The 18,468-nt window shown below is 54.1% G+C and carries 16 protein-coding genes; 13 read left to right on the plus strand and 3 right to left on the minus strand.

Annotation, left to right across the window (positions count from 1 at the left end; translation table 11 throughout):
- The first annotated feature begins 21 nt into the window (after positions 1 to 21).
- From nrdF to B880_RS0123745, 5 genes are all read left to right on the plus strand, one after another.
- Positions 22 to 984, plus strand: a complete 963-nt coding sequence (gene nrdF / locus B880_RS0123725) for a class 1b ribonucleoside-diphosphate reductase subunit beta (RefSeq protein ID WP_017349953.1) — start codon at positions 22 to 24, stop codon at positions 982 to 984.
- 302 nt (positions 985 to 1,286) lie between these two features.
- The gene (gene proV / locus B880_RS0123730) at positions 1,287 to 2,483 is read left to right on the plus strand and encodes a glycine betaine/L-proline ABC transporter ATP-binding protein ProV (RefSeq protein WP_017349954.1); all 1,197 of its coding nucleotides are present in this window, start codon (positions 1,287 to 1,289) and stop codon (positions 2,481 to 2,483) included.
- On the plus strand, positions 2,480 to 3,637 hold the full coding sequence (proW, locus tag B880_RS0123735; protein WP_017349955.1) for a glycine betaine/L-proline ABC transporter permease ProW: 1,158 nt from the start codon (positions 2,480 to 2,482) through the stop codon (positions 3,635 to 3,637). The genes proV and proW overlap by 4 nt, the downstream gene beginning before the upstream one ends.
- A 57-nt stretch (positions 3,638 to 3,694) precedes the next feature.
- The gene (gene proX, locus B880_RS0123740; protein WP_017349956.1) at positions 3,695 to 4,693 is read left to right on the plus strand and encodes a glycine betaine/L-proline ABC transporter substrate-binding protein ProX; all 999 of its coding nucleotides are present in this window, start codon (positions 3,695 to 3,697) and stop codon (positions 4,691 to 4,693) included.
- 158 nt (positions 4,694 to 4,851) lie between these two features.
- Positions 4,852 to 6,042 carry an MFS transporter gene (locus B880_RS0123745; protein ID WP_026042878.1) on the plus strand — a complete coding sequence of 397 codons (1,191 nt, stop codon included), beginning with the start codon at positions 4,852 to 4,854 and terminating at the stop codon, positions 6,040 to 6,042.
- 130 nt (positions 6,043 to 6,172) lie between these two features.
- Here the strand turns inward: B880_RS0123745 and B880_RS26830 are convergent, their stop codons facing one another.
- Positions 6,173 to 6,316, minus strand: a complete 144-nt coding sequence (locus tag B880_RS26830; protein WP_017349958.1) for a hypothetical protein — start codon at positions 6,314 to 6,316, stop codon at positions 6,173 to 6,175.
- Positions 6,317 to 6,361: 45 nt separating this feature from the next.
- On the opposite strand from B880_RS26830, the gene mprA reads away from it, so the two are divergent.
- The 3 genes from mprA (at position 6,362) to emrB (ending at position 9,773) form a co-directional block, all read left to right on the plus strand.
- Complete coding sequence (gene mprA / locus B880_RS0123755) at positions 6,362 to 6,892, plus strand: transcriptional repressor MprA (protein ID WP_017349959.1); 531 nt, start codon at positions 6,362 to 6,364, stop codon at positions 6,890 to 6,892.
- A gap of 147 nt (positions 6,893 to 7,039) precedes the next feature.
- Positions 7,040 to 8,212, plus strand: a complete 1,173-nt coding sequence (gene emrA, locus B880_RS0123760; protein ID WP_017349960.1) for a multidrug efflux MFS transporter periplasmic adaptor subunit EmrA — start codon at positions 7,040 to 7,042, stop codon at positions 8,210 to 8,212.
- The gene (gene emrB / locus B880_RS0123765) at positions 8,202 to 9,773 is read left to right on the plus strand and encodes a multidrug efflux MFS transporter permease subunit EmrB (RefSeq protein ID WP_272947545.1); all 1,572 of its coding nucleotides are present in this window, start codon (positions 8,202 to 8,204) and stop codon (positions 9,771 to 9,773) included. The genes emrA and emrB overlap by 11 nt, the downstream gene beginning before the upstream one ends.
- Before the next feature lie 59 nt (positions 9,774 to 9,832).
- Here emrB and B880_RS0123770 read toward each other — a convergent pair whose 3' ends face one another.
- Positions 9,833 to 10,918: a tRNA/rRNA methyltransferase gene (locus tag B880_RS0123770; protein ID WP_017349962.1), complete on the minus strand. Its 1,086-nt coding sequence runs from the start codon at positions 10,916 to 10,918 to the stop codon at positions 9,833 to 9,835.
- A gap of 156 nt (positions 10,919 to 11,074) precedes the next feature.
- Here B880_RS0123770 and trxC point away from each other — a divergent pair, with 156 nt between their 5' ends.
- From trxC to B880_RS0123795, 5 genes are all read left to right on the plus strand, one after another.
- Positions 11,075 to 11,494, plus strand: coding sequence for a thioredoxin TrxC (trxC, locus tag B880_RS0123775; RefSeq protein ID WP_017349963.1), 420 nt, complete (start codon positions 11,075 to 11,077; stop codon positions 11,492 to 11,494).
- 88 nt (positions 11,495 to 11,582) lie between these two features.
- Positions 11,583 to 12,284, plus strand: coding sequence for a tRNA-uridine aminocarboxypropyltransferase (locus B880_RS0123780; RefSeq protein WP_017349964.1), 702 nt, complete (start codon positions 11,583 to 11,585; stop codon positions 12,282 to 12,284).
- 33 nt (positions 12,285 to 12,317) lie between these two features.
- The gene (locus B880_RS0123785; protein WP_017349965.1) at positions 12,318 to 14,993 is read left to right on the plus strand and encodes a bifunctional acetate--CoA ligase family protein/GNAT family N-acetyltransferase; all 2,676 of its coding nucleotides are present in this window, start codon (positions 12,318 to 12,320) and stop codon (positions 14,991 to 14,993) included.
- Between the two features lie 100 nt (positions 14,994 to 15,093).
- Positions 15,094 to 16,449, plus strand: a complete 1,356-nt coding sequence (gene pssA / locus B880_RS0123790; protein ID WP_017349966.1) for a CDP-diacylglycerol--serine O-phosphatidyltransferase — start codon at positions 15,094 to 15,096, stop codon at positions 16,447 to 16,449.
- Positions 16,450 to 16,465: 16 nt separating this feature from the next.
- Positions 16,466 to 16,789, plus strand: a complete 324-nt coding sequence (locus tag B880_RS0123795) for a YfiM family lipoprotein (protein WP_017349967.1) — start codon at positions 16,466 to 16,468, stop codon at positions 16,787 to 16,789.
- On the opposite strand, the gene B880_RS0123800 is transcribed toward B880_RS0123795, so the two are convergent.
- Complete coding sequence (locus tag B880_RS0123800) at positions 16,786 to 18,087, minus strand: MFS family transporter (protein WP_017349968.1); 1,302 nt, start codon at positions 18,085 to 18,087, stop codon at positions 16,786 to 16,788. The two genes, B880_RS0123795 and B880_RS0123800, sit on opposite strands and share 4 nt — an antisense overlap.
- Positions 18,088 to 18,468 lie beyond the last annotated feature (381 nt).

Here is an 18,468-nt window from a genome sequence, read left to right on the forward strand (position 1 = left end):
ACAACCTGTTAAAAGACAACTATGACTTCACTCTCACGTATTCAGGCAATTAACTGGAACCGAATTCAGGACGATAAAGATCTTGAAGTGTGGAACCGTCTGACCACCAACTTCTGGCTACCGGAAAAGGTGCCGTTGTCCAACGATCTGCCCGCGTGGCAGTCGCTGGATAAACAGCAACAGCAGCTGACGATCCGGGTGTTTACCGGTCTGACCCTGCTGGATACCATCCAGAACGTGATTGGTGCGCCGGGCCTGATGCCCGATGCACAGACACCACATGAAGAAGCGGTGCTGTCGAACATCAGCTTTATGGAAGCGGTGCACGCACGCTCTTACAGCTCCATCTTCTCAACGCTGTGTAACACCAGCGACGTTGACACTGCATACCAGTGGAGCGAAGAGAATGGCCCGCTGCAAAACAAAGCGCGCATTGTGCTGGAGCACTATCAGGCTGATGACCCGCTGAAGAAGAAGATCGCCAGCGTGTTCCTGGAATCGTTCCTGTTCTACTCTGGTTTCTGGTTACCGATGTACTGGTCAAGCCGTGGTAAGTTGACCAACACCGCCGACCTGATTCGCCTGATCATTCGCGATGAAGCGGTTCACGGCTACTACATTGGCTACAAGTACCAGCTCGCGCTGGAAAAAGAGAGTGATGAGCGTAAAGAAGAGCTGCAACAGTTTGCTGTTGAGCTGCTGCTGGCGCTGTACGAGAACGAGCTGGAGTACACCGACGCGCTGTATGCGGATGTGGGCTGGGCAGACGAGGTAAAAACCTTCCTGCACTACAATGCCAACAAAGCCTTAATGAACCTCGGTTACGATGCGCTGTTCCCGGGTGAAATGACGGCGGTGAATCCTGCAATTTTAGCCTCACTGTCACCAAATGCTGATGAGAACCACGATTTCTTCTCAGGCTCCGGTTCCTCGTACGTAATGGGGAAAGCGGTTGAAACTGAAGACGAAGACTGGGATTTCTGACACATTTCAACGGGCCCTCAGTGGCCCGTTTTGCTTTACATCGCTTTCTCTTTTGCCCTTTTCAGGGTGAAATTCGCCTCAGATTACAAAAAAATTCATTTTTATTTCCCCGCGCCTGATTCCGCCGCATCCCTTGTGAGCACTGGCTATATCGCTGTCAAGCCTTTCATCACCGTGCCTAATTATCCGCAACAAGGGTTGTCAAATAATCTCAGTCTGCTACGGTAATGTCAGCTCAAATTTAACCGGACTACACATAAGAAACAGCCACTAATTTAGTTTAACCAGGAATTCATCACTGCATGGCAATTAAACTCGAAGTAAAAAACCTGTATAAAATATTCGGGGACAACCCCGATCGCGCTTTTAAATATATTGAACGTGGCGAAGGCAAAGAGAAAATTCTGGAGAAAACCGGACTTTCCCTCGGCGTCAACAATGCCAGTCTGGCCATTGAAGAAGGCGAGATCTTCGTCATCATGGGGCTTTCCGGTTCAGGGAAATCAACCATGGTTCGCCTTCTCAATCGTCTGATAGAGCCCACCCGGGGCCAGGTACTGATTGACGGTGTCGATATTGCCAAAATATCTGACAGCGAACTGCGTGAAGTGCGTCGAAATAAAATCAGTATGGTATTCCAGTCCTTTGCGCTCATGCCGCATATGAACGTATTAAATAACGCAGCCTTTGGCATGGAATTATCGGGCGTCGCACTGGAAACGCGTCAGGAAAAAGCGCTGGACGCACTGCGCCAGGTCGGGCTGGAAAAATATGCTCATGCTTATCCCGATGAACTTTCTGGCGGCATGCGTCAGCGTGTTGGATTAGCCCGCGCGCTGGCGATTAATCCCGATATATTATTGATGGATGAAGCCTTCTCTGCGCTCGATCCCCTTATCCGTACCGAGATGCAAGATGAGCTGGTGAAATTACAGTCCCGTCATCAGCGCACCATCGTATTTATTTCCCACGATCTCGATGAAGCCATGCGTATTGGCGATCGCATCGCCATCATGCAGGGTGGCGAAGTGGTTCAGGTCGGTACGCCTGATGAGATCCTCAATAATCCAGCCAATGACTACGTGCGCACCTTCTTCCGTGGCGTTGATATCAGCCATGTGTTCAGTGCGAAAGATATTGCCCGCCGCAGTGCCACTGCGCTGATCCGCAAAGCCGCAGGTTTCGGCCCACGCTCTGCCATCAAGCTGTTGCAGGACGAAGACCGGGAGTATGGCTACGTACTGGAGAAGCAAAAGTTTGTGGGTGTAGTGTCAACTGACTCCCTCAAAGCCGCACTGGCGGCTGGCGAAGGACTGGATAGCGCCCTCCTGGAGTCACCCGCAGTGGTTCCTGCTGAAACCTCGCTCAATGAACTCCTGTCCCACGTTGCGCAGGCACCTTATGCCGTGCCCGTGATTGGCGAAGAGAATCAGTACATTGGGGTGATTTCAAAAAGCACGTTGTTGCGTGCGCTAGACCGTGAGGGGGCAGAACAATGACCGAACAAACCAGCAATCCGTGGGGCGATACGACGACGCCAGATGCCAGCAGCACTACGCCATCCACAAGCAGCGATCCGTGGGGTGCCGCACCAGACGCCTCACAGGCAACCACCAGCCATGCCACGACGCAGGCCGCCAGTAGCAGCGACGCATGGGGATCGCCAACCGGCGATGCCGCCAGCAACAGCGCTGACAGCTGGCTCAACAGTGCGCCAGCCCCGCAGGCTGAACACTTTAATATCATGGACCCGTTCCACAAAACCTGGATCCCACTCGACCACTGGGTTACCCATGGCATCGATTGGGTGGTTAACCACTTCCGTCCGCTGTTCCAGGCAATCCGTACGCCGGTCGATGTGATCCTGAGTGCGTTCCAGCATGCGCTGACCAGCCTGCCCTCTCCAGTGGCGATTGTGCTGTTCGCCCTGATCGCGTGGCAAATGGCCAGCCCGGCCATGGGTATCGCCACGCTGGTCTCCCTGGTGTTGATTGGCGCGATTGGTGCCTGGTCGCAGGCAATGGTGACGCTGGCGCTGGTGCTGACGGCTCTGCTGTTCTGCGTGGTGATCGGCCTGCCGCTGGGCATCTGGCTGGCGCGCAGCGAGCGTGCTGCCCGTATCATCCGGCCACTGTTGGATGCGATGCAAACCACCCCTGCGTTTGTCTATCTGGTGCCGATTGTCATGCTGTTTGGCATCGGTAACGTGCCAGGCGTGGTCGTGACCATCATCTTTGCACTGCCGCCGATTGTCCGCCTGACCATTCTGGGGATTAAACAAGTGCCTGCCGATCTGATCGAGGCCAGCGAGTCCTTTGGTGCCAGTCCGCGTCAGATGCTGTTTAAAGTCCAGCTGCCGTTGGCGATGCCGACCATTATGGCCGGGATAAACCAGACGCTGATGCTGGCGCTGTCGATGGTGGTTATCGCCTCGATGATCGCCGTTGGCGGCCTGGGTCAGATGGTATTGCGCGGTATCGGCCGCCTGGATATGGGTCTGGCTACCGTGGGCGGTGTCGGCATCGTTATTCTCGCGATTATCCTCGATCGATTAACGCAATCCATCGGACGCGATAAGCGCAGCCGTGGCAATTGCCGCTGGTATCACACCGGTCCACTGGGACTGATCTTACGCCCTTTGCGTAAAAACTGATCGACGGCGGCACTGCGGTGCCGCCCCCCTCCTCTTACACAACAATAAGGAACGACTATGCGCAAGACAGCTCTGATTGTCGCCACTCTCGCCACCTTTACGGCCTCCCACAGCTTTGCCGCCGATCTCCCTGGCAAAGGCATCACCGTGCAGCCGGTGATGAGCACCATCGCAGAAGAAACTTTTCAGACTCTGATCGTCAGCCGTGCGCTGGAGAAACTGGGTTATACCGTGAACAAGCCAGACGAAGTGGATTACAACGTTGGCTACACCTCTATTGCCTCTGGCGATGCAACTTTTACCGCCGTGAACTGGCAGCCGCTGCATGACGACATGTACAGCGCCGCCGGTGGCGATCAGAAGTTATATCGCGAGGGGGTCTACGTGACCGGTGCCGCACAGGGTTATCTGATTGATAAGAAAACGGCGGAAAAATACCACATCACCAATATTGACCAGTTAAAAGATCCTAAAATTGCCAAACTGTTCGACAGCAATGGCGATGGTAAAGCGGACCTTACCGGCTGTACCCCTGGCTGGGGCTGTGAAACGGTGATTAGCCACCAGGTCCAGGCCTACGGTTTGAGCAACACCGTTGAGGCTAACATGGGTAACTACTCAGCGATGATTGCCGATGTCCTGGCGCGTTACAAACAGGGTAAGCCGGTGTTGTACTATACCTGGACACCTTACTGGTTAAGCGATGTGTTAAAACCAGGCCGCGATGTTGTCTGGCTGCAAGTGCCCTTCTCTTCTCTGCCGGGCGCACAGTCTAAGGTCGATACCAAACTGCCAAACGGTGCCAACTATGGCTTCCCGGTCAACGTAATGCGCATCGTGGCAAATAAAGCCTGGGCTGAGAAAAACCCGGCCGCCGCAAAACTGTTCGCCGAGATGAAACTGCCTCTGACGGATATCAATGCGGAAAATGCTGCAATGCGTAATGGTCAGAATTCCGAAGCGGCGATCAATGCTCACGTTGATGGCTGGATCAAAGCGCACCAGGCGCAATTTGATCAGTGGATTCAAGACGCTGAAGCCGCTGCCAAATCATAATTGAGTGAAATTAATCACGGACGCTATTGCGTCCGTGATGCCCGCCATCCCCTGCCAACACATCTGTTCACTGGTTTGTCCTGTTAATTAAATCAACCGGGAAATAGTTTTTTGAGTTACTATTCCCGCATCATGATTATTCGCATTCACTATTTCCTATGAAAGCAACAAGACATGGCCTGAATCCAGCGCTGGTATTGCTGATGTCACTGGCGACCGGACTTTCCGTTGCCAGTAACTATTATGTACAGCCACTCCTTAGCACCATCGCCCACTATTTTGGCCTCTCTTTTAGTCTTGCGGGTTTCATCGTTACCACTGCCCAGTTAGGGTATGCCCTTGGTCTGCTCCTGCTGGTTCCGCTGGGGGATATGCTTGACCGACGCGGGTTGATCGTCAGCATGACCCTGCTCGCCGCTGGCGGAATGGTGATTACCGCCACCTCAAACTCTCTGTCAATGATGCTCATCGGTACCGTGATTACCGGCCTGTTCTCCGTGGTGGCACAAATTCTGGTGCCGCTGGCCGCGACGCTGGCTGCGCCAGAGAAGCGCGGAAAAGTGGTGGGTACAGTGATGAGCGGGCTGCTGTTAGGCATTTTGCTGGCGCGGACTGCTGCTGGTGGCCTGGCACAGCTGGGCGGCTGGCGTGCCGTTTACTGGACGGCCAGTGTATTAATGGTGCTGATGGCTCTGGCCCTGTGGCGCTTTTTACCTCGCGTGCCGAAGCAATCGGTTTCCCTGAACTATTTCCAGCTGCTTGGCACGATTTTCCGCCTGTACGCCAGCAAGCGGGTGCTACAGACTCGCGCCTTCACTGGTTGTCTCTCTTTTGCCAACTTCAGCGTGTTCTGGACGTCATTGGCCTTTCTGCTCTCTGCCCCACCGTATAACTATAACGAAGCAGAAATCGGTCTGGTTGGATTGGTGGGAGCCGCAGGCGCACTGGCCGCTCGCCAGGCAGGTAGCCTTGCTGACAAGGGCAAAGCCAAACTCACCACCAGCGGCGGGCTGGCCGTGATGCTGATTTCATGGGGTGCGATTGCGCTGGGCGCGCATTCACTGGTGGCACTGATTATTGGCGTGCTGCTGTTGGATCTCGCCGTGCAAGGCGTTCACATCACTAACCAGAGTGTGATCTATGGCCTGATGCCGGAAGCACGTAATCGCCTTAATGCCGGCTACATGACCAGCTACTTTATTGGTGGTGCTGTGGGTTCACTGATCTCCGCTAATGCATTCCATCTGGCAGGCTGGTACGGCGTGTGTGCCGCTGGCGTGCTGATGACGCTGCTCAACATCATTATCTGGTGGCGCGGTCACCGCTTCGAAAGTGTTGGGAAAGCGTAAAGATGCATGACAGCCGTGAGATGCGGCTGTTCATCCCGGTTTGAGTTTGATATGGTTAGCAGGGTACTTATTCACTAACGTTATTTTTTCCCTGGAAACAATTTAGCAGGAAAAATGGTTATACGTTGGTTTAAGGCAGGATGCTGAGGGGCTTAGCCGCCACAGCGAACAGGGTGCGTGACTGAAGCAGGACAATTTCCTGCCAGCTGCGCCTGATGATGGCAATGTGATCGCAGCAACAATCGCGCAGCGTGAAAATGGCTACGCTGAACATGTCATTATCGTTACTATATAAGTTGCAACTAATGAGGTTTTTTTAATGGAAAGTTCGTTTACTCCCATTGAGCATATGCTGAATATTCGCGCCAGCCGTCATAAAGAATTTCCATTGCAGGAAATCTTGTTGACGCGCCTCTGCATGCATATGCAGGGAAAATTGCTGGATAACCGCAATAAGATGTTAAAAGCACAGGGAATTAACGAAACTTTATTCATGGCGCTGATCACCCTTGATGCGCAGGAAAACCAGAGCATTCAGCCTTCCGAGCTGAGCGCAGCCCTGGGTTCTTCGCGTACCAATGCGACCCGCATCGCCGATGAATTAGAGAAACGCGGCTGGATCGAACGCCGTGAAAGTGACAATGACCGTCGCTGCCTGCATTTGCATCTGACAGAAAAAGGCAACGAGTTCCTGCGCCAGCTACTGCCACCGCAGCATCAAAGCCTGCAATATCTGTGGTCTTCTCTCTCTGGTGATGAGCAAGCGCTGCTGGAAGGTCTGACCCGTAAATTACTTAATCGTCTGGATAAAATGGACGAAGATCAGGTTATCTCTAACCTGTCGCGCTAATAGCAAGAAGTGCGACACAATCACCTTCCGAAACCGCTATTTTAACTCCCCTTTTATCGCCAGCGTCCTGTGACGCTGGCTTTTCGATTCAGGACGTACACTGAAGGATCGGTGCACCCTGTCTCAGCGGAAAACGTGGAGAAGAACATGAGTGCAGCAGCGGAAACGCAGAGCGCCCAAGAGCCAACACAGAAAAAGAAGACGCGCAAAACGGCGTTAGTCGTGTTGGCCTTGGTGTTCGTGCTGATTGGTATCGGATATCTGATTTACTGGTTCCTTGTACTACGTCACTACCAGGATACCGACGATGCTTACGTTTCAGGTAACCAGGTGCAGGTCATGGCCCAGGTCTCCGGCAGCGTTAACAAAGTCTGGTTCGATAATACGGATCGGGTTAAGCAAGGCGATATTCTGGTGTCGCTGGATAAAACCGATGCCGAACAAGCCTTTGAAAAAGCCCAAACCGCGCTGGCTACCAGTGTGCGTCAAACGCATCAGTTAATGATCAACGGCAAGCAGTATCAAGCCAGCATTGCGCTGCAAAAAACCGCACTCGATCAGGCCGAAGCTGACCTGAAACGCCGCATACCGCTGGGTGCTGCCAATCTGATTGGCCGTGAAGAACTGCAACACGCCCGTGATGCCGTTGCCACCGCACAAGCCCAGTACGACGTTGCCGTTCAGCAGTACAACGCGAACCAGGCAATGATCCTCAATACCTCGTTGGAAAATCAGCCTGCGGTTCAGCAAAGTGCTGCGGCACTGCGTGATGCCTGGCTGGCACTGCAACGTACCGATATCCGCAGTTCGACGGATGGCTATGTGTCACGTCGTAGCGTGCAGGTCGGTTCACAAATCACGCCGAGCACCGCGTTGCTGGCCGTCGTGCCTGCTAACGGCTTGTGGGTTGATGCGAACTTCAAAGAGACCCAGTTAGCGGATGTCCGCATTGGTCAGAGCGCCACTGTGGTGAGCGATCTGTACGGTGATGATGTGGTCTATCACGGCAAAGTGGTTGGCCTTGATATGGGCACCGGCAGCGCCTTCTCACTGTTGCCAGCACAGAACGCCACTGGTAACTGGATCAAAGTCGTCCAGCGTCTGCCGGTGCGTATTGAACTGGATGCCAAAGAAGTCGCCGAACACCCGCTGCGTATTGGTCTTTCGACCCTGGTCACGGTAGATACCGCAGAGAAAGGTGGCGCAGCACTGGCGACCAGCATCCGCCAGCAACCGGCTTATCAGAGCAACGCACTGGCCATTGATTTAGCGCCGGTAAATCAGCTGATCGCTGATATCGTGCGTGCCAATGCCGGGTAACAACGCGGAGGCTGTCATGGGACAAAAACCACTTGAAGGTATGCCGCTGGTCTTAATGACCATTGCCCTGTCGCTGGCAACCTTTATGCAGGTGCTGGACTCGACCATCGCCAACGTGGCTATCCCCACCATTGCCGGTAACCTCGGTGCCTCGAACTCTCAGGGCACCTGGGTGATCACCTCGTTTGGGGTAGCGAATGCTATCTCCATTCCGATCACCGGCTGGCTGGCAAAACGCATTGGTGAGGTCAGGCTTTTCACCTGGGCAACGATTCTGTTTGCCATTGCTTCGTGGGCCTGTGGGATGGCCGACAGCCTGCCGATGCTGATCTTTTTCCGTATTCTGCAGGGGGTGGTGGCCGGGCCATTAATCCCGCTCTCCCAAAGCTTGTTACTGAGTAACTATCCTCCGGCAAAACGCAGCGTCGCCCTTTCACTGTGGGCGATGACGGTAATTGTCGCACCCATCTGTGGGCCGATTCTCGGGGGCTGGATCAGCGATAACTATCACTGGGGCTGGATCTTCTTTATCAACGTGCCGATTGGTGCGGTGGTGGTGATGCTGACGCTGCAAACGCTGCGCGGAAGAGAGACGCAAACCCAGCAGCAGCCCATTGATGTGGTAGGCCTGGTTCTGCTGGTGTTGGGCATTGGCTGTTTGCAGGTGATGCTCGACCGCGGTAAAGAGCTCGACTGGTTCAGCTCGCCGGAGATCGTCATTCTCACGGTAGTGTCGGTGGTGTCACTCTGCTTCCTGCTGGTGTGGGAACTGACGGACGATCACCCGATTGTCGATTTGTCGCTGTTTAAAATGCGCAACTTTACCATCGGCTGCCTCTCCATCAGCCTGGCCTATATGCTCTACTTCGGCTCGATAGTCCTGTTGCCGCAGCTGTTGCAGGAGGTATATGGCTACACCGCCACCTGGGCCGGGTTGGCTTCGGCACCCGTCGGGATCATTCCGGTGATCCTGTCGCCGATCATCGGTCGCTTCTCGCATAAGCTGGATATGCGCCACCTGGTGACTTTTAGCTTCATTATGTATGCCGTGTGCTTCTACTGGCGCGCGTATACCTTTGAGCCGGGTATGGATTTTGGTGCCTCAGCGTGGCCGCAGTTTATTCAGGGCTTTGCCGTGGCTTGCTTCTTCATGCCACTGACGGCCATTACCCTTTCCGGCTTACCACCACAGCGTCTGGCGGCGGCTTCCAGCCTGTCGAACTTTGTGCGTACGCTGGCGGGTTCAATTGGCACCTCGATTTCGACCACGCTGTGGACCGATCGCGAGTCACTGCATCACAGTCATTTTGCTGAAGCGGTAAATCCGTTTAACCCGAACTCGCAGCAGATGTACCAACAGCTGGAAGGGATGGGCATGTCGCAGCAGCAGGCGTCGGCTTATATCGCCCAGCAGATCACCAACCAGGGGCTGATTATCTCCGCCAATGAGATTTTCTGGATCTCAGCCGCGGTGTTCCTGGCATTATTGGTGCTGGTCTGGTTCGCCCGACCACCGTTTGGTGCCGGTGCGGGCGGCGGAGGGGGCGGAGGCGCTCACTAGTCATAGCAATAAAAAGCCCGCCGGGGAAACCTGGCGGGCTTTTTATTTTCTTACCGGACTCAGGCGTTTTGACGCCACCATTCGGCCAGCAGTACGCCGGTTGCTACCGATACGTTCAGGCTCTCAACGCGCCCGGTACCACCGATAGACAGGCTCATATCACCCTGCTGGAAAGTAGAGTCGGACAGGCCTTCACGCTCCTGACCCAGTACCAGAACCATTTTCGCCGGCAGCTGTGCCTGCGCCAGCGGTGTCCCCTGGTGACTTGAAGTGGTTACGATGGTGTAACCCGCGCGACGGAACGCTTCCAGACCTTCAGCAAACGATTCACCGCTGATGGCTTTAACGTGCTCAGCACCGCCTTCGGCAGTACGTACCGCAGCACCCGATTCCAGCAACGACGCATCGTTGACCAGCAGGCCTTTCACACCGAAGTGTGCGCAGCTACGCATGATGCCGCCAAGGTTGTGCGGGTTGCTCACGTCTTCCAGTGCCAGCACACAATCTTTCTCGTCTGCCTGCGCCAGCCAGTCGCTGACCGCCATACCCAGACGTTTTTTAATAATGAAGCACACGCCGCCATGGTGTTCAGTCCCTGACGCTTTTGCCAGCTCATCATCATTCACTACGTGATAAGCCTTGCGGTTCGCCGCCATCCAGCGCAGCGCTTCACGGAAGCGAGGCGTGACGCTCTGTACAAACCAGGCGCGCACAATGCTTTCCGGGCGATGCTGGAACAGTGCCTGACAGGCATTTTCACCGTATACGCGCGTCTCTTCCTGACGCTGGCGGCGAATCTGTTCTGGATCAACGATGTGACGTGGCGCTTCCTGCACTTCAGAGGTCGCTTCGTCGCTTGGGGCGCGTGACACGGTACGCCACGGTGAATCACCGCGTGAACCACGGAAATCATCACTGCTACGTGACTTACGTGCATCATCACCTGAGCGTGATTTGCGGAAATCATCGCCATTACGTGGCTTGCGGGAGTCATCGCCAGATGCACGACGCGGCTTTTCCTGACGCTCTGCCGGGCGGCCACCTTTACCGGTTCGCGGATTCTGGCCACCAGGACGCTGTGCCTCCTCTTCGCGCACGTACATCACTCTGACTTTACCGCTTTTACCTTTAAATTCGTCGTTCATCTGTTCCTCCTGCATTGAGAGCGCGCAGATTACCTGATGTCCCGGCGCTTAGCTATCAACTATTGAACCTATCGGGCGTTACCGATTGAGACTCTGCAGCAACCCTTTCATAATGAGTCGTATTTCTGTTAACTCTACCAATCTTTTGAGGTGTGTATGAATACGGTATGTGCCTCCTGTCAGGCAACCAATCGCGTCCCGGAAGCGCGCGTTGCCGATGGGGCAAAATGCGGACGCTGTGGCACTACGCTGTTTACCGGCGAAGTGGTGAATGCAACAGCGGAGACGCTGGATAAATACCTGCAGGATGACCTGCCCGTGGTGATCGATTTTTGGGCCCCCTGGTGTGGACCTTGCGTGAACTTTGCCCCGATTTATCAGGACACTGCTTTAGAGCGTAGTGGGAAAGTGCGATTCATTAAAGTGAATACCGAAGACCAGCCCGCATTGAGCCAACGTTTCCGTATTCGCAGCATTCCCACCATCATGTTGTTCAAACAGGGAAAACTGGTGGACACGCTAGGCGGGGCTATGCCGAAAGCACCGTTCAACCAATGGCTTGACGAGTCACTGTAATCCCCTGCGCCAGTGCTAAAACCGGGCTTTTCCTTTTCATCAGGCTTTGGTTTACACTGGCGTTTTTATTGCCAGGTTTCACCGTTTCATGTCTGAAAATGCCGTTTTGCGCCTGCGTGCCCAACGCCTTGCGCGCGCTACTCGCCCATTCCTTGCCCGAGGTAATCGCGTTATTCGCTGTCAGGGTTGCCTGTTACCGCAAAAAAGTTGCCTGTGCGCGACGATTCAGCCACAGCCTGCTCGTAACCGTTTTTGTCTGGTGATGTTCGACACCGAACCGATGAAACCCAGCAATACCGGACGCTTAATTGCCGATATCCTGCCGGATACTCTGGCGTTTGGCTGGTCGCGGACCGAACCCGATCCCGCGTTGCTGGCCGCCGTCGCCGATCCCGCCTGGCAGCCCGTGGTAGTGTTCCCGGCCTCCTATGCCGATGCCGGACGGCCAGTGCACTTTTCTCCGCCGCATGAAGGCAAACCACTGCTGTTTATTATGCTCGATGGGACCTGGACCGAAGCGCGTAAAATGTTCCGCAAAAGCCCGTGGCTCGACGGTTTTCCGGTGATGTCGCTGAATGTCACCACGCCTTCCCGTTACACTCTGCGTGAAGCCCACGGTGAGGGGCAGCACTGTACTGCCGAAGTGGCCGCAGAGCTACTGGCTCAGGCAGGCGATCGGCAGGCGGCAGCCGCACTACATCAGCACTTTGAACAGTTCCGCCATGCGTATCTGGCTGGAAAACCGCATCACCCAATACATCAGCAGGAAAATCACCCCGAAAACGGGTAAACTTTCGCTAATTTCAGGGTGACGGAGCGAAAGATGAGTCAGCGCGGTCTGGAAGCATTGCTAAGGCCAAAATCCATTGCGGTGATTGGTGCCTCAGTAAAAACGGGCAGAGCCGGTTATTTCATGATGCGTAACCTGCTGGCTGGCGGCTTTAGTGGGCCAGTGATGCCGGTAACCCCCAAATATAAAGCCGTAAATGGCGTACTGGCCTGGCCCGATATTGCCAGCCTGCCTTTTGCTCCCGATCTCGCCATTATTTGCACCCATGCGCGGCGCAATCTGGAACTGTTGCAGCAGTTAGGTGAAAAAGGCTGTAAAGCCTGCATTATTCTCTCCGCGCCAGCCAGCCAGCTTGAAGAACTCAAAGCCACTGCCAGCCAGTGGCAAATCCGCCTGCTCGGCCCGAACAGTCTTGGCCTGCTTGCCCCATGGCAAGGTCTGAACGCCAGCTTTTCCCCGGTGCCCATCGCTAAAGGCCGGTTGGCTTTTATCTCGCAGTCCGCCTCGGTCTCCAATACCATTCTCGACTGGGCACAGCAGCGTAACCTTGGCTTCTCCTGGTTTATCGCCCTTGGGGATAGCCTGGATATCTCCGTCGATGAGCTACTGGATTTCCTCGCGCGTGACGGCAAAACCAGCGCTATTCTGCTCTATCTTGAACATCTTGATGATGCACGTCGCTTCGTGTCTGCGGCGCGCAGTGCCTCACGTAATAAACCCATATTGGTGATTAAGAGTGGGCGTAGCCTCGCCTCACAGCTGCTGCTTGGCACCACGCCAGGGCTGGATGCCGCCTGGGATGCCGCCATTCAACGCGCCGGCATGCTGCGCGTGCAGGACACCCACGAGCTGTTTTCTGCCGTAGAGTCGTTGAGCCATATGCGCCCGCTGCGGGGTGAACGTCTGATGATCATCAGTAACGGGGCCGCACCTGCGGCGCTGGCGCTGGATGAACTGCATGCCCGTAATGGTCGCCTCGCGACGTTAAACAGCGAAACCCTGAACAGTCTGAATGCTTTGTTGCCAGAAGGGTGTGGTCAGGGCAATCCACTGGATTTGAAAGATGACGCCACGCCTGAACGCTATGCTGCCTGCGTTGAGATACTGCTGAACAGCCACGATCTGGATGCGCTGATGATTATTCATGCGCCGAGCGCCGTGGCACCAGCCAGTGAAACCGCGGAGAAGCTGATCGAGGCTATCCAGCGCCATCCCCGAGGCAAGCAGGTGACGTTACTCACCAACTGGTGTGGTGAGTCCTCTTCTCTGCCAGCACGTCGCGCCTTTACTCAGGCGGGGATCCCCACCTGGCGAACCCCGGAAGGGACAGTCACCGCCTTTATGCACCAGGTGGAGTATCGTCGTAACCAGCATCTGCTGCGTGAAACGCCAGCACTCCCCCTCCATCTGACGCAAAACAGCAGTGAGGCACATCAGCTGATCCAACAAGCGTTGGATCGCGGTATCACTACGCTCGATACGCACGAAGTCCAGCCCGTACTTCAGGCTTATGGCCTTGCCACACTGCCCACCTGGATTGCCAGTGATAGCCAGCAGGCGGCCGAAATTGCAGAACAGATTGGCTTCCCCGTGGCACTGAAACTGCGATCGCCTGACATCATGCATAAATCGGAGGTGCAGGGGGTGATGCTCTATCTGCGCAATGCGGCTGAAGTCACCCAGGCTGCCGATGCGATTATCGATCGCGTCCGCCTGGCACAGCCGGAAGCGCAAATTGATGGCTTACTGGTACAAAGCATGGCAAACCGCGCGGGTGCGCAAGAATTACGTGTGGTGGTCCAGCAAGATCCGCTGTTTGGCCCGGTCATTTTACTGGGGGAAGGTGGCGTTGAGTGGGAAGCAGAGCGCCAGGCCGCTGTTGCCCTACTCCCTTTGAACATGACGCTGGCGCGTTATCTGGTGATGCAGGCGATTAACAGCGGCAAAATTCGCAGCCGCAGTGCGCTGATGCCGCTGGATATTGCCGCCCTCAGCCAGCTATTGGTACAGGTTTCCACGCTGGCGGTCGACCGGCCAGAAATTCAGCGCCTCGACATTCACCCGCTACTGGCTGCCGGACGCGAATTCACCCTTCTGGATGTGACTCTGACCCTGGCACCGTTTAGTGGCGACAATGAAGCTCGCCTTGCTATCCGCCCTTATCCGCACCATCTCGAAGAGCGGGTAACGCTGAAAGATGGTCAGCACTGCCTGTTCCGCCCCATTTTGCCGGAAGATGAACCTCTGCTGCGTGACTTTATTGGTCAGGTCACGAAAGAAGATCTCTACTATCGCTACTTTAGTGAGATCAATGAATTCACCCATGAAGATTTGGCCAATATGACCCAAATCGATTATGACCGTGAAATGGCGATCGTCGCCGTACGTGAGTTCCAGGGACAGCCGCAGATCATTGGCGTAACCCGCGCGATCTCCGATGCTGATAACATCGATGCGGAGTTCTCCGTGCTGGTCCGGTCGGATCTCAAAGGTTTAGGCATGGGCAGACGGTTACTGGAGAAGATGATTCGCTATACGCACGATCATGGCCTGCAACAATTGAATGGTATCACTATGTTGCACAATAACGGCATGATTGCGCTGGCGAGAAAACTCAACTTTTCCGTTGGGATTCAAATTGATGAAGGGATTGTCAGCCTGAATCTGCCGCTACAAACCACCGCGGCAATCCCCTGTAGAGAAAGGTAAAATTCTCACCTACTGGCTGAGATGATGTTAATATTTGAAGTTATAGTCATGAATTTGATGGCAAAAGGCCATGCAATGAACAGAGAAGAAGCGCATTGTGATGTTGACTAAATTTAGACGTAATAAACACCAACAGCACTTGGCGCAACTGCCAAAACTGTCACAATCCGTTGCGGATGTGTCGACACTCTACTCACCAGCAGAGTTTCGCGACACCCTGCTGGCAAAAATTGCTGCCGCAACCCAGCGTATCAGCATCGTTGCACTGTATCTTGAGAACGATGATGCTGGCCGCAGTGTGCTCAATGCCCTGTACGCGGCGAAACAGGCACGCCCAGAGTTAGACATCTCTGTCTGCGTAGACTGGCATCGTGCCCAGCGCGGGCGTATTGGTGCAGCCCGAACGGCAACCAACGCTGACTGGTATTGTGAGATGGCTCAGCAGCACCCAAGGCTGGAAATTCCCGTCTATGGTATTCCGGTGAACACCCGTGAAGCGCTGGGCGTACTGCATCTGAAAGGCTTTATTATTGATGATACGCTGTTCTACAGTGGCGCGAGTCTGAATGATGTCTATCTGCATCAGCACCAGCGCTACCGTTACGACCGTTATCAACTGATCCGTAACGCCAAACTCGCGGACACCATGTTCGACTGGATCAACGAAAACCTGAAAAAAGCCGAAGCGGTTAATCGCCTCGATCAGGTAAGTCGACCTTCCAGCCTGGAAATCAAAAATGAAACCCGCCAGTTCCGTCAGGATTTGCGCAGCTTCAATTATCAGTTCGCGGCTGATGGCGATAACGAGAGCCTGGCGGTTACGCCCCTGGTAGGGCTTGGCAAACGTAGCCTGCTGAATAAAACCATTTTCCACCTCATCCCGTGTACTGAGGAAAGGCTGACGATCTGCACCCCTTACTTCAATCTGCCGGCGGTGTTAGTGCGTAGCATTATTCATTTACTGCGCAGCGGAAAATCTGTGGAGATCATTGTGGGGGATAAAACCGCCAATGACTTCTACATCCCGCCTGAAGAGCCGTTTAAAGTTATTGGTGCCCTGCCCTATTTGTATGAAATTAATCTGCGCCGTTTTCTCAGCCGTTTGCAGTACTACATGGATAACGGCCAGCTTACTATGCGTCTGTGGAAAGACGGGGAAAACAGCTATCACCTGAAAGGCATCTGGGTAGATGATGAGTGGACGCTGATCACCGGAAATAACCTTAATCCGCGCGCATGGCGACTGGATCTGGAAAACGCAGTACTCATCCATGATCCGCAAAAACAGCTTGTAGAACAGCGTGCGCGTGAACTGGAACTGATCCGCACTCATACCCGTGTTGTGCAGCATTTCCGTGAACTGGAAAGCATTTCTGACTACCCGGCTAAAGTGCGTAAACTGATTCGTCGTATGCGCCGTATTCGTGTTGATCGCATTATCAGCCGTATTCTTTGACCGCGAGGGCATAACCATGCGCATCCTGATACTCGGCTGTATCTGTTTGTGCAGTGGTTGTGCCCATACCGCAAATGATAGCTGGACCGGTAAAGACAAAGCAGAACATTTCATTGCCTCGGCCGCACTTGCCGCAGCAGGCAGTGAATTTGCACAGCATCAGCACCTCAATACCCGCCAGAGCGCGACTTACGGACTGATGTTTTCGGTTTCATTAGGTGCCGCTAAAGAGGGCTGGGACAGCCGCCCGAGTGGCAGCGGCTGGAGTTGGAAAGATTTTAGCTGGGATATTGCCGGTGCAGCCACCGGCATGGCGCTATGGAATCTGAGCCAGAATTAAAGCTGTAACCCCTTGCCTTTGCGATGCAGTAACAGCGAAACGAAAAAGGCTACTGCACCCATCGCCGATACATACCAGAAGAAGCTGGTTTCGATACCCGCGTTTTTCAGCAACAGGGCGACGTATTCCGCCGAACCGCCAAATATCGCATTAGCAACCGCGTAAGAAAGACCCACACCCAATGCTCTGACCTGAGGCGGGAACATCTCAGCTTTCAGGATCCCACTGATCGAGGTGTAGAAGCTGGTGATCACCAATGCCAGCATTACCAGTAAGAAGGCCACCCAGTGATTATCGGCACTTTGCAGCAGCGTCAGAATCGGCACAGTACAAATTGCAGCGCCCGCACCAAAGATCAACATTGATCCACGGCGTCCAATTTTATCCGACAGAGCGCCAATCAGCGGCTGCAACAGCATGAATACCAGCAGCGCACCGGTCATTAGACTACTGGCGGTTTTGGCATCCATACCGGCGGTGTTGACCAGATACTTCTGCATATAAGTGGTAAAGGTGTAAAAGCTCAGCGATCCACCGGCGGTGAAACCCAGCACCATCAGGAATGGACGCCAGTGATGACGTAGTAAACCAACAATACTACCCGCTTCGCGGTGTTCACGGCTGTTTTTATCCGAGGTTTCATTTAAGGAACGACGTAGCCAGACGGCCACAACGGCGAGCACAGCCCCAAGCACGAAGGGAATACGCCATCCCCACTGACGAAGATCGGCATCGCTCAACAGGTTCTGCAAAATCACCACGGTCAGTACCGCTAAAAGTTGCCCCCCAATCAACGTGACATACTGGAATGAGGCGTAGAAACCTTTGCGCCCTTCCAAAGCCACTTCACTCATGTAGGTTGCGCTGGTGCCGTACTCTCCACCGACAGAGAGCCCCTGGAACATGCGAGCCAGCAGCAGAATAACCGGTGCTGCGACACCAATGCTATCGAAGCCGGGTAAGAACGCGATGACCAGCGATCCCAGACACATCATACAGACTGAAATCAGCATCGAGTTTTTACGGCCATGTCGGTCGGCAATATAACCAAATAGCCAGCCACCCACAGGGCGCATTAAGAAACCTGCCGCAAAGATGCCAGCGGTTTGCAGTAACTGTGTGGTGGTATCCCCTTTAGGGAAGAAGATATGAGCAAAATAGAGGGAGAAGAATGAGTAAACGTAAAAATCGAACCACTCAACCAGGTTACCTGATGATGCGCCTACTATCGCCCAGATCCGCTGTTTAACGTCTTGCCCGCTCTGCGGCGATGCGATGTTTTCTTGCTTTATTGTCATTGTAAAACCTCTTTTCCTTGCTGCTAAGCAGCGTAAAACATTGAGGGAACGTCTCAATGGCGGCACAAAGATGGCCGCAGGCTAAACATATTACAGAATGTTATTGATAGAGGTAGGATTTCTGCTTTTTTATGCAGATATATGGCAGAAGATCTGCAACAAGCCGGGCAATTGCGGCTAGGTGATGGGCGATAAAGGCCGTTTTTTGCACGGTTCGCCACGTTTACGGGCCGGTTTTTCCAGCAGAACCACGCACTTTGCGCAGCCCAGAACAGGCTGGGAGGTGGATTTACGCTGTTATCCCCCTCTCTGTTGTACTTTGCAGCTGGTTTATATCTCGGATAGGGGGAATTTTAAGTGTCGCAAACGCAAAAAACCCCT

Origin of the sequence: Pantoea sp. A4, assembly GCF_000295955.2 — a bacterium.
GTDB classification, from domain to species: Bacteria; Pseudomonadota; Gammaproteobacteria; order Enterobacterales; family Enterobacteriaceae; genus Pantoea; species Pantoea multigeneris.